The following is a 13,667-nucleotide window of genomic DNA, read 5'->3' on the forward strand; positions in this document are numbered from 1 at the left end:
TCCGCTTTCCTGCGGGGCTTTTTTGTTAGCCGCACGTACAATAAAAATAAGCTGAAATCTAGTTTCTTCATGGTTTTGTCCTGTCTTAATTTAAGGTATAATAGAATTAATGATTTTTATATTAAAATGAGGTGACTTGTCAATGCAAGGAAAAAATATCTTACTCGCAGTGTCCGGTGGCATTGCTGTTTATAAAGCAGTCGCACTTACAAGTAAATTAACGCAAGCAGGAGCAAACGTCAAAGTGATGATGACAGAACATGCTCAGGAATTTGTTCCACCGCTTTCGTTCCAAGTATTATCTAAAAATGATGTATACACAGATACATTTGACGAAAAAAAATCAAGTGTGGTCGCGCATATTGACTTAGCTGATTGGGCCGATTTAGTAATTGTCGCACCAGCTACCGCAAATGTGATTGGCAAAATGGCAAATGGCATCGCAGACGATATGGTAACCACGACCATTCTTGCAACAGAGGCACCTGTCTGGGTAGCACCAGCGATGAATGTCCACATGATCCAGCACCCAGCAGTCATTCGCAATATTAACAGGTTATATACAGATGGTGTCCGTTTTATCGAACCAGAAGAAGGTTACTTGGCATGTGGCTATGTTGGCCGCGGGCGTCTCGAAGAACCAGAAAAAATCGTTCTCCGTATTGCGGATTTTTTTCAAGAAGATAAAGACCTACTTCAGGGGAAAAATGTACTAGTAACAGCTGGCGCGACTCGTGAAAAATTAGATCCAGTCCGCTATTTCACTAATCACTCAACAGGGAAAATGGGCTTCAGTATAGCAGAATCAGCAGCACGTCATGGTGCGAATGTCACGCTAGTTACTACGAGCGAGACGCTTCCCGTACCTCCTGGTGTTGAAGCTATCTATGTGGAATCAGCAGAAGAAATGTACCAAGCCGTAAATGAACGTAAAGAGACACAGGCTATTTTCGTGATGACAGCAGCAGTTGCCGATTACACACCAGCACAAATTTCAGACCAAAAAATTAAAAAACAGCCGGGTGATTTTACGATTGAAATGAAACGAACGAAAGATATTTTACTCGAAATTGGTCAACAAAAAAATGCAGAACAAGTTGTAATTGGTTTTGCCGCTGAAACAGAGAATTTAGAAGTAAATGCACGCAAAAAACTGACATCTAAAAACGCTGATATGATTGTCGCAAACAATATTAGCGAAGCCGGTGCAGGTTTTTCTGGTGACACGAACATCGTGACATTTTACCGGAAAGATGGTTCTAGCGAAGCGTTACCAATATTAGATAAAAAAGAAGTTGCTGAATATATCATTAAAGAAGCCGCTAACTTTTTAAGGAAGTGAACAAATGATTAATATAGCAAAAGTGATAGTGGACGTTCCAGCCATGCAAGTGGACCGTCCCTTTGATTACTATATTCCAGAAGATTTAGAAGAACTTATTCGTCCTGGCATGCGAGTAAGTGTCCCATTCGGGAATAGAAAAATACAAGGCTTTGTCATTTCGCTTGGTAAAACAGAAGAAAATCCAAAATTAAAAGGTATTGAGGCAGTGATGGATTTAGCGCCTGTTTTAAATGAGGAGTTGATGGAACTTGGGGATTGGTTAGCAGAGGAGACGCTTAGTTTTCGCGTTTCTGCTTATCAAGCCATGTTGCCTGCTGCATTACGAGCGAAATATGAAAAATATTTTTTGCGCTTAGAGGAAGAAAATGAAGAATTAGAACGCTTATTCGAAGGTTATGAAACACTTGATTGGAAAGTTGCAGAAACACGAGGCTTACTTAAAGAAATTAGTAAATGGGTGAGAGAAGGTAGTGTAGAAGTTGTCTACCAAGTGAAAAATAAAATTACTAACAAAAAAGTTCGTGTTGTTAACTGCTTAAAAACGCCACACCAACTAGCTGAAATAATAGAAGATATGCCTAAAAATGCCAAAGCACAATCACGTGTATTAGCATTTTTTCAGGCATATGAAGGAACAGAAATCCCCATCACTGAGTTAAAAAAACAAGCTGAAACGACCGATGCAACCATTAAAAAACTAGTGGATTTAAACATACTCACTATCCAAGAAAAAATCATTTCACGTGATCCATATCAACATCATCAATTTGAAAAAAGCGAATCGCTCCAGTTGCTACCAAATCAAGCGATAGCCTGTGAGAAAATTACCGCAGCAACGGAGCAAGAAACATTCTTAATACATGGTGTTACTGGAAGCGGAAAAACAGAAATCTATCTACAAACAATTGAAGCAAAACTAAAAGAAGGTAAAGAAGCTATCGTTTTAGTACCAGAAATTTCTCTTACCCCACAAATGGTAGAGCGTTTTAAAAGCCGATTTGGAAGTGAAGTTGCAGTATTACACAGTGCACTTTCTTCTGGGGAAAAATACGATGAATGGCGTAAAATTGAACGTAAAGAAGCACGAGTTGTCGTTGGAGCTCGCTCAGCTGTATTTGCACCATTTGAGAATTTGGGCATTATTATTATTGATGAAGAACACGAAGCGAGTTATAAACAAGAAGACAATCCGCGCTACCATGCAAGAGATGTAGCGATTTGGCGCGCGGTTAAATATCAATGTCCAGTTGTTCTCGGGAGCGCGACACCATCCCTTGAATCTTTTGCTAGGGCGAAAAAAGGTGTTTATACATTGATTGAACTTCCTAGTCGAGTGAATGAGCGAGCGATGCCAGAAGTTCGTGTAGTAGACATGCGTGAAGAACTACGTAAAGAAAATCGCACCGAATTTTCCACTGAATTGCTAGAAAAAATCAAAGATCGAATTGCTAAAAAAGAGCAAACGGTATTAATGCTAAATCGGCGTGGTTATTCTTCTTTTGTAATGTGTCGTGATTGTGGTTATGTCGTGGAATGTCCTAACTGTGATATTTCGCTCACATATCATCAATCAAGTAACCAAATGAAATGTCACTACTGCGGTCATGAAGAACGTGTCCCGCAAAAATGCCCAAGCTGTGAAGGTGAGCATATTCGTTACTTTGGAACAGGAACACAAAAAGTAGAAGAAAGCCTGACGAAATTAATTCCAGAAGCACGTGTGATTCGCATGGATGTCGATACAACAAGAACAAAAGGCGCCCATGAAAAATTACTTAAAAGCTTTCGTAATCATGAAGCTGATATTTTACTCGGAACACAAATGATTGCTAAAGGGCTCGATTTCCCAGATATTACCTTGGTTGGCGTATTAAACGCTGACACCATGCTTCATTTGCCGGATTTTCGTGCCTCAGAACGGACTTTTCAACTTCTTACCCAAGTAAGTGGACGAGCTGGACGCCATGAGCGTACAGGTGAGGTGGTTGTTCAAAGCTACAACCCAGAGCATTACAGCATTGAATTTGCTAAAAAACATGACTTTATCGGTTTTTATAATCACGAAATGCAGTTACGGAAAATGGGGGCCTACCCGCCTTTTTACTATTTAACGATGATTAATGTCAGTGATGAAAATGAAATGAAAGCCATTCGAACTATACAAGAAATGGCACAGTTTTTACGAGGTAAGTTAGGTCCCGATGCCGTTATTCTTGGTCCAGTACCTAGCACTATTACTAGAATAAAAAACAAATATCGTTACCAATGTATTATTAAATATAAAATCGAACCAAACTTGAAAAAAGAATTAAAAACCTTAATTACTCATTATCAAAAAGACCAACAAAAAGGCTTAACTATAACCATTGACGTACAACCTTATGTACTAATGTAAAAGGAGCAAACCGATGACAAAAATTATTTTTATGGGTACACCTGAATTTTCTGTTCCCGTTTTAACACAATTAGCCAGCACGTATGATGTAGTTGCAGTTGTTACACAGCCAGACAGACCAGTTGGACGCAAACGAGTTTTAACACCACCGCCAGTAAAAAAAGCTGCTTTAGAATTAGGTATTCCAGTCTACCAACCAGAAAAATTACGGACATCTAGCGAATTAGAAGAACTGATTGCACTTCAGGCTGATTTACTTGTCACAGCTGCATATGGACAAATTTTACCAAATAATTTACTTGAATCACCAAAGCATGGCGCAATCAACGTTCACGCATCACTTTTACCAGAATATCGCGGCGGTGCGCCAGTTCATTATGCACTGCTTGATGGCAAAACAGAAACAGGTGTTACCATTATGTATATGGTTGAAAAATTGGATGCTGGCGATATGATTAGTCAGCGTAAAATCCCTATTACAGAGGAAGATAATACAGGTACTATGTTTGATAAATTAAGTAAGCTCGGTGCCGAGCTATTAATGGATACCTTACCGGACTTTTTAGCAGGAAAAATTACTGCTATAGCGCAAGACCCTGAAAAAGTAACTTTCGCGCGAAATATTTCTAGAGAACAAGAAAAAATTAATTGGGAAAAATCAGGCCGAACGATTTTCAACCAAATTCGTGGACTTTCTCCTTGGCCAGTCGCTTATACAACGCTTGAAGAAAAACCTTTTAAAATTTGGGAAGCAATATTTGAAGATACAAAAACAACGGGTGCACCAGGTACGATTTTAACGGATAAATCAACACTAAAAATCGTAGCAGGTGATGGTACTCTCATTGTCCCAACAGTAATACAACCAGCTGGAAAGCCGAAGATGGATATTCATTCGTTCATGTCTGGTGCTGGTAGAAATCTAAGCAAAACAACAAGGTTTGGTGAATAAATGAAAAAACAAAAAACAGTTCGTGCGATAGCTTTAGAACTTATTATTAAAATCGAAAACAATCAGTCATATAGCCATTTGTTAATTAACGATGCACTAAAAAAACAAAAATTAAATCCACTTGATAAAGGACTTTTAACAGAGTTGGTATACGGGACAACACAGCGTAAAATTACACTTGATTACTATTTAGCTCCGTTTTTAAATAAAGAACCAGATAACTGGGTGAAAAATTTACTAAGAATGTCCGTTTATCAATTAACCTTTTTAGATAAAGTTCCAGAGCATGCGATTTTAAATGAAGCTGGTGATATTGCTAAAGATCTTGGACACCAAGGCGTAACAAAATTTGTCAACGGAGTGTTGCGAAATGTTATTCGTAAAGGCGTACCAAGTATTGAGTTAATCAAAGACCCAGTGCAAAAAATCGCTGTCGAAACAAGCTTGCCGGAATGGTTAGCAAGACGATGGGCTGATCAATATGGCCTTGAAAAACTGCGTGAAATCGGACTAGCGTTCTTAGTAGCTCCACACCAAAGTATCCGTGTCAATGAGACGGAAATTCGCGCCGAGCAACTAATCAAAGAATTGAATGACCAAGGTATCACTGTTACACGCAATGAATTTATCCATGAGGCTTTACTTGTTGAAAAAGGCTCCGTAGCAGAAACCAAAGCTTATAAAGACGGTAAATGTAGTATTCAAGATGAAAGCTCAATGCTTGTAGCTTATGCGCTTCAATTAGAAGACAATTTAACTGTACTAGATGCTTGCGCCGCTCCTGGCGGGAAAACAACCCATATCGCGGAGAAAATGCACGGCACGGGTATGGTTCATGCACTTGATATTCATGAAAAGAAAACAAAACTGATTAATCAAGCCGCAAAAAGATTACAACTATTAAATATTCGTACAGCGCATTTAGATGCGAGAACCGCAAGTACCATGTTTGAACCAGAAACATTTGACCGTGTTTTAGTTGATGCTCCATGTTCAGGGTTTGGTGTTCTGCGTAGAAAACCAGATATTAAATACGCAAAATCAGAAAAAGATATTCATAAATTAGCAGAAATTCAACTAGCGATTTTAGATGATGTTAGCCAATTAGTAAAAGAAAATGGTATATTAGTTTATAGTACTTGTACCATTGATAAGGAAGAAAATGAAACGGTTTTGCGCGCATTCCTAGAAAAACATCCAGAATTCATACTAGAACCAGTAGTACTTCCTGAAAAATTGGCACAAATTAAGAAGGACGATGTTGTACAACTTTTACCAACAGATATTGGAAGCGATGGTTTCTTTGTTTCCAGCTTAAGAAAAGTGAGTCTTGAAAAATAGTGAGGTGCGTATAAATGCATGCAGAATTTAGAACAGACAGGGGTAGAATAAGACATCATAATGAAGACAATGGCGGCGTGTTTGAAAATAAAGATAAGCAGCCAATTGTTATTGTTGCAGACGGTATGGGTGGGCACCGCGCGGGAGATGTAGCGAGCGAAATGGCAGTCCGTTTACTTAGCGATGCGTGGAAAGAAACAACCGCTCTTTTAACCGCGGAAGAAATCGAAAAGTGGCTTCAAAAAACAATCCAAGAAGTCAATAAAGAAATTGTACTTTACGCGGAAAGTGAAATGGATTTAAATGGTATGGGTACAACCCTTGTTGCAGCAATTATGGCTCAGTCACAAGTAGTTATCGCCAATGTAGGGGATAGCCGAGGTTATTTACTTCAAAATAATGCAATGCGCCAATTAACTGAAGACCACTCACTTGTACACGAGCTTTTAAGAACTGGTGAAATCAGTAAAGAAGATGCGATGAATCATCCGCGAAAAAATATTCTTTTACGAGCACTAGGTGTTGAAGGCAAAGTAGAAGTGGACACATTTGTAGTCCCTTTTCAAACAAGTGATACATTATTACTTTGTTCGGATGGCTTAACTAATATGGTTCCAGAAGCTGAAATGGAAGAAATTCTAAAAAGCAAACGAACTCTTTCTGAAAAAGCAGATGTGTTTATTACAAAAGCGAATTCTTACGGGGGAGAAGATAATATTACTGTGTTGTTAGTAGAGAGAAATCTGATGCAAAAAGGGAGGGATGCTTCATGATGATTGGTAAACGACTAAATGATCGATACAAAATTTTACATGCGATAGGCGGAGGCGGAATGGCCAATGTATACCTTGCGCATGACATAATTCTTGACAGGGATGTAGCTGTAAAAATTTTACGGATTGATTTAGCAGATGAAAGCAACCTTATCCGTCGGTTCCAACGTGAAGCCCAATCAGCAACTAGCTTAGTACATCCTAATATAGTTAGTGTGTATGATGTTGGTGAAGAAAATGATTTACATTATATAGTAATGGAACATGTAGATGGAATGGATTTAAAACAGTATATTCAAGAAAATCATCCGATTAGCTACGAAAAAGCTGTAGATATCATGCTTCAAATCGTTTCAGCAGTAGCAATCGCCCATCAGCACCATATTATTCACCGCGATTTAAAACCTCAAAATATTTTAATTGATCATGATGGCGTGGTAAAAATTACAGATTTTGGGATTGCGATGGCGCTTTCTGAAACATCCATCACCCAAACAAATTCTTTACTTGGTTCCGTCCATTATTTATCACCAGAACAAGCTAGAGGTGGGATGGCAACACAAAAATCAGACATTTATTCGCTTGGAATAGTTTTATACGAACTTCTGACTGGAAAGGTTCCTTTTGATGGAGAATCAGCTGTTTCTATCGCTATTAAACATTTACAAGCAGAAATTCCATCTGCTAGAGCGCAAAATCCAGAGATCCCACAAAGCTTAGAAAATATTATTATGAAAGCAACAGCAAAAGATCCATTTTTACGTTATCAAAATGCAGAAGAAATGGAAAAAGATTTACAAACTTGCTTAAATAAAGATCGTCTGAATGAACCTAAATATGTTTTTCCGACAAATGATGATGATGGAGACACAAAAACAATTCCAATTATCGCAACTAAAGAAGCAATGCAAAATTTAGATAAAACTATTGTCCCAGAAGGTAAAGTAGCTGCAGAAGAAGTGGTTACTGAAGACAAAAAAGATAAAAAGAAGAAAAAAATGAGTAAGAAAAAGAAGATTATTTTAATTGTTTCTTCGGTTATCGTCCTTTTCATCATTGGAATTTTACTATTATGGCTTTTAGGTAAAAGTCCAGATGAAGTCGCTGTTCCCGATGTTTCTGGTAAAACAGAAGATCAAGCAATTGCCTTACTTCAAAAAGACGGTTTTGTTATTGGGAAAACAGTAGAAAAAAATAGCGATGACGTGGAAGAAGGCAAAGTTATTAATACCGATCCATCAGCGGGTGAAATGAAAGAAAAAGGAACAAAAATCAATTTATTTGTAAGTATAGGCTCTAAGAAAATTACTATGGAAGACTATACTGGCAGAAGTTACTCTGAAACTAAAACTTTGTTAGAGCAACAAGGTTTCAACAATATTTCTGCAGAAGAAGTCTATAGTTCTGAAGTTGGTAAAGGAATGATTATTAGCCAAACACCAACTCAAGGAACAGAAGTAGTTGCTAAGTCTACAGATGTGAAGTTTGTGGTAAGTAAGGGCGCTGAACCGATAACACTAATAGACCTTCGTGGTTATACAAAAACAGCTGTAGAAGATTATGCTTCACCACTTGGACTTAAAGTTTCAAGTAAGGAAGAAAATTCTAGCTCCGTCGAAAAAGGGCAAGTAATTTCGCAATCCCCATCAGCTGGAACGACAATGAATACTGGTGATACGATCGAAATCGTCATTTCTGCAGGGCCAAAAGAAAAACAAGTTAAAGAAGTTACAAAAACATTTAATATTCCTTACACACCAAGCGATGAAGAAAATCCACAACCACAGAAAGTCCAAATTTATATACAAGATAAAGATCATAGTATGACAAGTGCATACCGAGAAATGAATATTACTCAAAATACTTCAATAGAAGTAACTTTCCAAATTGAAGAAGGTTCTAGCGCGGGTTATAAAATTATCAGTGACGATAAAGTAATCGATGAAGGTACAGTCCCTTATCCAAATTAAAAAAGAGAACGGAGGAAATGTGCTGGAAGGACAAATTATCAAAGCGTTGAGCGGATTTTACTATGTATTCTCTGAAGGAAAAATATACCAATGCAGGGCGCGGGGGAATTTTAGAAAACGAAATATTTCCCCCCTAGTTGGCGATGATGTAGAATTTCAAGTAGAAAATAAGACGGATGGCTATATTTTAGATGTACTATCTCGGGAGAATGCCTTAGTTCGTCCTCCTGTGGCAAACATCGATATTGCGATTCTTGTATTTTCAGCAGTAGAACCAGATTTTTCTACAAACCTGGCAGATCGTTTCTTAGTCGCAATTGAAAAAGAAGACATTCAGCCTGTTATTTGTATTAGTAAAATGGATTTAGCGACAGATGTAGAAAAAGAACAAATCGCTGTCTATAAAGAAGTATATGAAACGATTGGTTACGATGTTTTTGTAACCAATGATGAACCGGATAAAGAAGCAATTAAAGACTATATTAGTGGTAAAACCGCAGTTATAGCCGGGCAATCAGGTGTAGGGAAGTCAACCTTATTAAATAGTCTAAATAGTGATTTAACCTTAAAAACGGCCGAAATATCAAACTCACTTGGACGAGGTAAACACACCACTAGGCATGTAGAACTAATGCCGATTGGAGATGGTTTTGTTGCAGATACTCCTGGCTTTAGTTCGATTGAATGGGACGATTTACAACCAGAAACTTTACAATTTTGTTTTCCAGAAATGGAAGATCGTCGTAGTGGCTGTAAATTCCGGGGTTGCATGCATGACAATGAGCCCAGTTGCGCCGTAAAAACAGCTGTTGAAGCCAATGAAATAGCAGATTTTCGTTATAAACACTACATCCAAATTTTACAAGAATTAAAAAACAGAAAGCCGAGGTATTAAAAATGGGGAAAATAGCTCCTTCGATTTTAAGTGCAGACTTTGCAAATCTTGCAAGAGATATTAAAGAAGTAGAAAATTACGGTGCGGATTACATCCATATTGATGTAATGGACGGACATTTCGTTCCAAATATCACTTTCGGTCCCGCTGTCGTAAAAGCAATTCGTCCAGAAACAAAATTACCACTTGATGTTCATTTAATGATTGAAAATCCTGATACATACATCCCTGAATTTGCAAAAGCAGGTGCTGATTATATTACCGTTCATGTGGAAGCGTGCACGCATCTTCATCGTACGTTACAACTCATCCGTTCGTACGGTGTAAAAGCAGGCGCAGTTCTTAATCCAGCTACACCAATTGACGTAATACAACATGTTTTAAATGAACTAGATATGGTTTTATTTATGACAGTAAATCCTGGTTTTGGTGGACAAAAATTTATTCCAGAAGTACTAGAAAAAATTTCTTCCTTTAAAAAAATCGTGAATGAAAAAGGCTTAGACATCGAAATCGAAGTAGATGGTGGTGTAGATCACGAAACTGCGAAACTATGTCGTGACGCTGGTGCAAATGTTTTTGTAGCTGGAAGTTATATTTATGGAAATAAAAATCGTCAAACGCCAATTGACAAATTACGAGCTATTGTAGGTGAATAATATTGGGGCTGGGACAGATTTTTCGTTCCAGCCTTATTTGTTAGGAAAGAAGGGAACACAAATATGAAAATAATTAATATCATGGTTGGTGGACCTGCGTCAGAAATTCCTGATTTAATACAATATACGAATACAGATATTAGTTGGGTTGGCGTAGACCGCGGGGCTAAGCGTTTATTAGATAGGGGAATTGTTCCGACAGTTGCTATGGGAGATTTTGATTCGTTAACAAAAGAGGAACTAGCAGATTTAAAAACAAAAGTGGCTGATGTACATGAATTTCCTGCTGAAAAGGATGAAACAGATACAGAAATTGGGCTAAGCTGGGCAATGGAACAGAAACCAGATAAGATACGTATTTTTGGAGCAACAGGAGGCCGTTTAGACCACTTACTTGCGAATCTGATGATGTTAACAAAGCCGCGATTTTTAAAAGCAGTACCAGTAGTTGAAATGATTGACCGTTATAACTATATCAAAATGTATACCCCAGGGAGCTACACAATTGAAAAACTACCCGATAAAAAATATGTAGCATTTACAACAATGAAAGATGTTACAGGACTTACGCTAAAAGGATTCGTTTATCCACTTGATAATGCTACTTACCCAGTAGGTTCTGCACTTTCGAGTAATGAATTTGTCAATCACATTGGAGAGTTTTCTTTTAAAACTGGAATGATTTTATTAACACAAAGTAATGATTAATGAGAAATACGGGTGATTTTCGCCTGTATTTTTTTATTTGTAGACAAAGAAAAAATGCACCGACATAATTGTCGCTGCACTTGATTTCTCCTTCGATTAAACGCGTTCCACTTTACCAGATTTAAGCGCACGAGCAGATACCCAAACTTTTTTAGGTTTGCCGTTAACCAGAATCCGTACTTTTTGCAAGTTAGCTTTCCAAGTACGTTTGCTGGAGTTCATTGCGTGGGAACGTTTGTTACCGGAACGTGATTTGCGGCCTGTAATAACACATTCTTTAGCCATAGTTTACCCCTCCTTACAGAGCTCTTCGGATAATTTATTTAAAATAATCTATCCATTTGTTTTTCATACACTAGAATAATTTATCATAAACAAGTATACTTTGCAAGAGGATATGCGAAAATAGTGCAAAGAATTTTTACTTGACAGCATAAATACGGATTTAACCAGTCAAATTTGTGATATGCTTTCCAAAGGGCTGTGATTATAGTAAAATAGGTAAGGACAACTAAACGAACAAATAAAAACAATAATAAAAAATAATTGAACGAGAATATAATCCGTAGGGAGGAATATAGAATGGCAATCGAAATCGACACAAAGCTTGGTAAAATTGATATTACTAGTGATGTTATCGCAACAATCGCTGGCGGTGCTGCCGAAGAAAATTTTGGAATAGTAGGTATGGCAAGTAGACATCAAATACGTGATGGTTTAACAGACATTCTTAGAAGAGAAAATTATACAAAAGGTGTTATTGTAAGACAAGAAGAAGAAGGTATACATATTGACATGTATATTATTGTTAGCTTTGGAACTAAAATTTCAGAGGTAGCTCATAACGTACAAGAGCGTGTGAAATATACCCTAGAGAAAACACTCGGTATTACAGTGGAATCAGTGAATATTTATGTTCAAGGTGTCCGAGTAATCAAGGAATCATAAGGAGGATTATGTAAGTGAGTATATATCAGTTAGATCCAGAGAAATTTGCAGCGATGATAGCGCTTGGAGCAGAGAATTTAGCAAAAAATGCTGATTTTGTTGATTCATTAAACGTTTTCCCGGTTCCAGATGGTGACACGGGTACAAATATGAACTTATCCATGACTAGTGGAGCAGAAGAAGTAGCAAAAAATGACAAAGAAACGATTAGCGCTGTTGGAGCAAATCTTGCAAAAGGTTTATTGATGGGAGCTCGTGGAAATTCTGGTGTTATTTTATCCCAACTTTTCCGTGGTTTTTCTAAAGCGATTGAAAATAAAGAAACACTTAATGCAGAAGAATTTGCAAGTGCATTTGTAAAAGGCGTAGAGACAGCTTATAAAGCAGTAATGAAGCCAGTTGAAGGAACTATTTTAACTGTAGCACGTGAAGCTGCCAAAGCGGGTGTTCTTGCCGCAAATGAACATCAAGAAATCGAATTAGTAATGGAAGCAATTTTAAAACAAGGAAAAATTGCTCTTGAAAAAACACCCGATTTACTTCCAGTTTTAAAAGAAGTTGGTGTTGTCGATAGTGGTGGCCAAGGTCTAATTATTATTTATGAAGGATTTTACGGGGTACTAACAGGTAAAATGGCTGAAGCACCTGATTATATGGCATCAATGGGCGAATTAATTAATGCAGAACATCATCGCCACGTGCAAGATTTTATGTCCACTGAGGATATTCATTTTGGTTATTGTACAGAAATTATTGTTAAGATTAACGAAAATAAACCAGGGTTAAAACCTTTTGATGAAGAACAATTCCGTCAAGACTTAAGTGAACTAGGTGATTCTTTACTTGTAGCAGCAGATGATGAAGTCGTAAAAGTACATGTCCATGTAGAACATCCCGGTGAAGTTTTAAATTACGGTCAACAATATGGTAGTCTTCTTAAAATGAAAGTAGAAAATATGCGTGAACAGCATAATGAAATTGTTGGCGATAATAAAGCGACTACTAAAGAAAAAGCGGTTTATGGTATCGTTACAGTTTCAGCAGGAGAAGGATTAAAAAAACTATTTGAAAGCATGGGTGTTTCCATTGTTCTTTCTGGTGGTCAAACAATGAATCCAAGTACAGAAGATATTGTAAAAGCCATTGAATCAGCAAATGCAGAACAAGTTTTTGTTCTTCCAAATAATAAAAATATCCAAATGGCTGCAGAACAAGCGGCACAAATTCTTGGAGAAGATAAAGTACAAATCATCCCAACTAAAACAATTCCACAAGGGCTTACTGCTGTGCTTACTTTCCAGCCAGATCAAGATTTCACTTCCAATGCTGAAGCGATGAGAGAAGCAATTCAGGAGATAGCAAGTGGGCAGGTTACAACAGCTGTAAGAGACACTACAGTGGAGGGCGTTGTAATTAAAAAAGATAGTTTTATCGGTATGGTAGAAGGTAAAATCAAAGTCAGCCGAGAAACTTTAGAAGAAGCTGCTTATGAAACATTAGAAAAATTACTTGATGATGATAGTGAAATTGTTACTATTATTTTCGGGGAAGATGCAGATGCTAAAAAAGCAGAACTTTTAGCAGACAAAATAACAGAAGCATTCCCAGACATAGAAGTAGAGATTCATGAAGGTGGCCAACCAGTTTATCCGTATATTTTTGCGGTAGAGTAAAGACTTGT

The 13,667-nt window shown here is 37.5% G+C and carries 12 protein-coding genes; 11 read left to right on the top strand and 1 reads right to left on the bottom strand.

All coding sequences use genetic code 11. The annotated features are described in order from the left end of the window. Positions 1-142 precede the first annotated feature (142 nt). The 9 genes from coaBC (at position 143) to HCB38_RS09175 (ending at position 11,038) form a co-directional block, all read left to right on the top strand. Positions 143-1,342, top strand: a complete 1,200-nt coding sequence (gene coaBC / locus HCB38_RS09135) for a bifunctional phosphopantothenoylcysteine decarboxylase/phosphopantothenate--cysteine ligase CoaBC (protein ID WP_185638301.1) — start codon at positions 143-145, stop codon at positions 1,340-1,342. Between the two features lie 4 nt (positions 1,343-1,346). Then, positions 1,347-3,740 (top strand): primosomal protein N', encoded by a 2,394-nt coding sequence (gene priA / locus HCB38_RS09140; protein ID WP_185319043.1) that lies wholly within the window; start codon positions 1,347-1,349, stop codon positions 3,738-3,740. Between the two features lie 13 nt (positions 3,741-3,753). Beyond that, the gene (fmt, locus tag HCB38_RS09145; RefSeq protein WP_185638303.1) at positions 3,754-4,692 is read left to right on the top strand and encodes a methionyl-tRNA formyltransferase; all 939 of its coding nucleotides are present in this window, start codon (positions 3,754-3,756) and stop codon (positions 4,690-4,692) included. After that, positions 4,693-6,033 carry a 16S rRNA (cytosine(967)-C(5))-methyltransferase RsmB gene (rsmB, locus tag HCB38_RS09150; RefSeq protein ID WP_185638305.1) on the top strand — a complete coding sequence of 447 codons (1,341 nt, stop codon included), beginning with the start codon at positions 4,693-4,695 and terminating at the stop codon, positions 6,031-6,033. It begins immediately after the preceding gene. Positions 6,034-6,047: 14 nt separating this feature from the next. Continuing rightward, positions 6,048-6,806 (top strand): Stp1/IreP family PP2C-type Ser/Thr phosphatase, encoded by a 759-nt coding sequence (locus HCB38_RS09155; RefSeq protein ID WP_185319040.1) that lies wholly within the window; start codon positions 6,048-6,050, stop codon positions 6,804-6,806. Then, positions 6,803-8,776, top strand: a complete 1,974-nt coding sequence (pknB, locus tag HCB38_RS09160; protein WP_185638308.1) for a Stk1 family PASTA domain-containing Ser/Thr kinase — start codon at positions 6,803-6,805, stop codon at positions 8,774-8,776. Before HCB38_RS09155 ends, pknB begins: the two co-directional genes overlap by 4 nt. A 19-nt stretch (positions 8,777-8,795) precedes the next feature. After that, on the top strand, positions 8,796-9,671 hold the full coding sequence (rsgA, locus tag HCB38_RS09165; RefSeq protein WP_185319038.1) for a ribosome small subunit-dependent GTPase A: 876 nt from the start codon (positions 8,796-8,798) through the stop codon (positions 9,669-9,671). A 2-nt stretch (positions 9,672-9,673) separates the two neighbouring features. Further along, the gene (gene rpe, locus HCB38_RS09170) at positions 9,674-10,330 is read left to right on the top strand and encodes a ribulose-phosphate 3-epimerase (protein ID WP_185319037.1); all 657 of its coding nucleotides are present in this window, start codon (positions 9,674-9,676) and stop codon (positions 10,328-10,330) included. A gap of 63 nt (positions 10,331-10,393) precedes the next feature. Continuing rightward, positions 10,394-11,038, top strand: coding sequence for a thiamine diphosphokinase (locus HCB38_RS09175; RefSeq protein ID WP_185319036.1), 645 nt, complete (start codon positions 10,394-10,396; stop codon positions 11,036-11,038). 96 nt (positions 11,039-11,134) lie between these two features. Here HCB38_RS09175 and rpmB read toward each other — a convergent pair whose 3' ends face one another. Next, a complete protein-coding gene (rpmB, locus tag HCB38_RS09180; RefSeq protein ID WP_003720131.1) occupies positions 11,135-11,323 on the bottom strand; it encodes a 50S ribosomal protein L28 in 189 nt (62 codons plus the stop codon). A gap of 297 nt (positions 11,324-11,620) precedes the next feature. Here rpmB and HCB38_RS09185 point away from each other — a divergent pair, with 297 nt between their 5' ends. Beyond that, positions 11,621-11,986 (top strand): Asp23/Gls24 family envelope stress response protein, encoded by a 366-nt coding sequence (locus HCB38_RS09185; protein WP_003720130.1) that lies wholly within the window; start codon positions 11,621-11,623, stop codon positions 11,984-11,986. A 14-nt stretch (positions 11,987-12,000) separates the two neighbouring features. After that, positions 12,001-13,659, top strand: coding sequence for a fatty acid kinase ATP-binding subunit FakA (locus HCB38_RS09190; RefSeq protein ID WP_185319035.1), 1,659 nt, complete (start codon positions 12,001-12,003; stop codon positions 13,657-13,659). Positions 13,660-13,667: the final 8 nt, after the last annotated feature.

Origin of the sequence: Listeria farberi, assembly GCF_014229295.1 — a bacterium.
Lineage (GTDB): Bacteria > Bacillota > Bacilli > Lactobacillales > Listeriaceae > Listeria > Listeria farberi.

Coding starts and splice junctions, on each gene's coding strand:
- coaBC (WP_185638301.1), top strand. CDS start 143: ATGCAAGGAAAAAATATCTTACTCGCAGTGTCCGGTGGCATTGCTGTT.
- priA (WP_185319043.1), top strand. CDS start 1,347: ATGATTAATATAGCAAAAGTGATAGTGGACGTTCCAGCCATGCAAGTG.
- fmt (WP_185638303.1), top strand. CDS start 3,754: ATGACAAAAATTATTTTTATGGGTACACCTGAATTTTCTGTTCCCGTT.
- rsmB (WP_185638305.1), top strand. CDS start 4,693: ATGAAAAAACAAAAAACAGTTCGTGCGATAGCTTTAGAACTTATTATT.
- HCB38_RS09155 (WP_185319040.1), top strand. CDS start 6,048: ATGCATGCAGAATTTAGAACAGACAGGGGTAGAATAAGACATCATAAT.
- pknB (WP_185638308.1), top strand. CDS start 6,803: ATGATGATTGGTAAACGACTAAATGATCGATACAAAATTTTACATGCG.
- rpe (WP_185319037.1), top strand. CDS start 9,674: ATGGGGAAAATAGCTCCTTCGATTTTAAGTGCAGACTTTGCAAATCTT.
- HCB38_RS09175 (WP_185319036.1), top strand. CDS start 10,394: ATGAAAATAATTAATATCATGGTTGGTGGACCTGCGTCAGAAATTCCT.
- rpmB (WP_003720131.1), bottom strand. CDS start 11,323: ATGGCTAAAGAATGTGTTATTACAGGCCGCAAATCACGTTCCGGTAAC.
- HCB38_RS09185 (WP_003720130.1), top strand. CDS start 11,621: ATGGCAATCGAAATCGACACAAAGCTTGGTAAAATTGATATTACTAGT.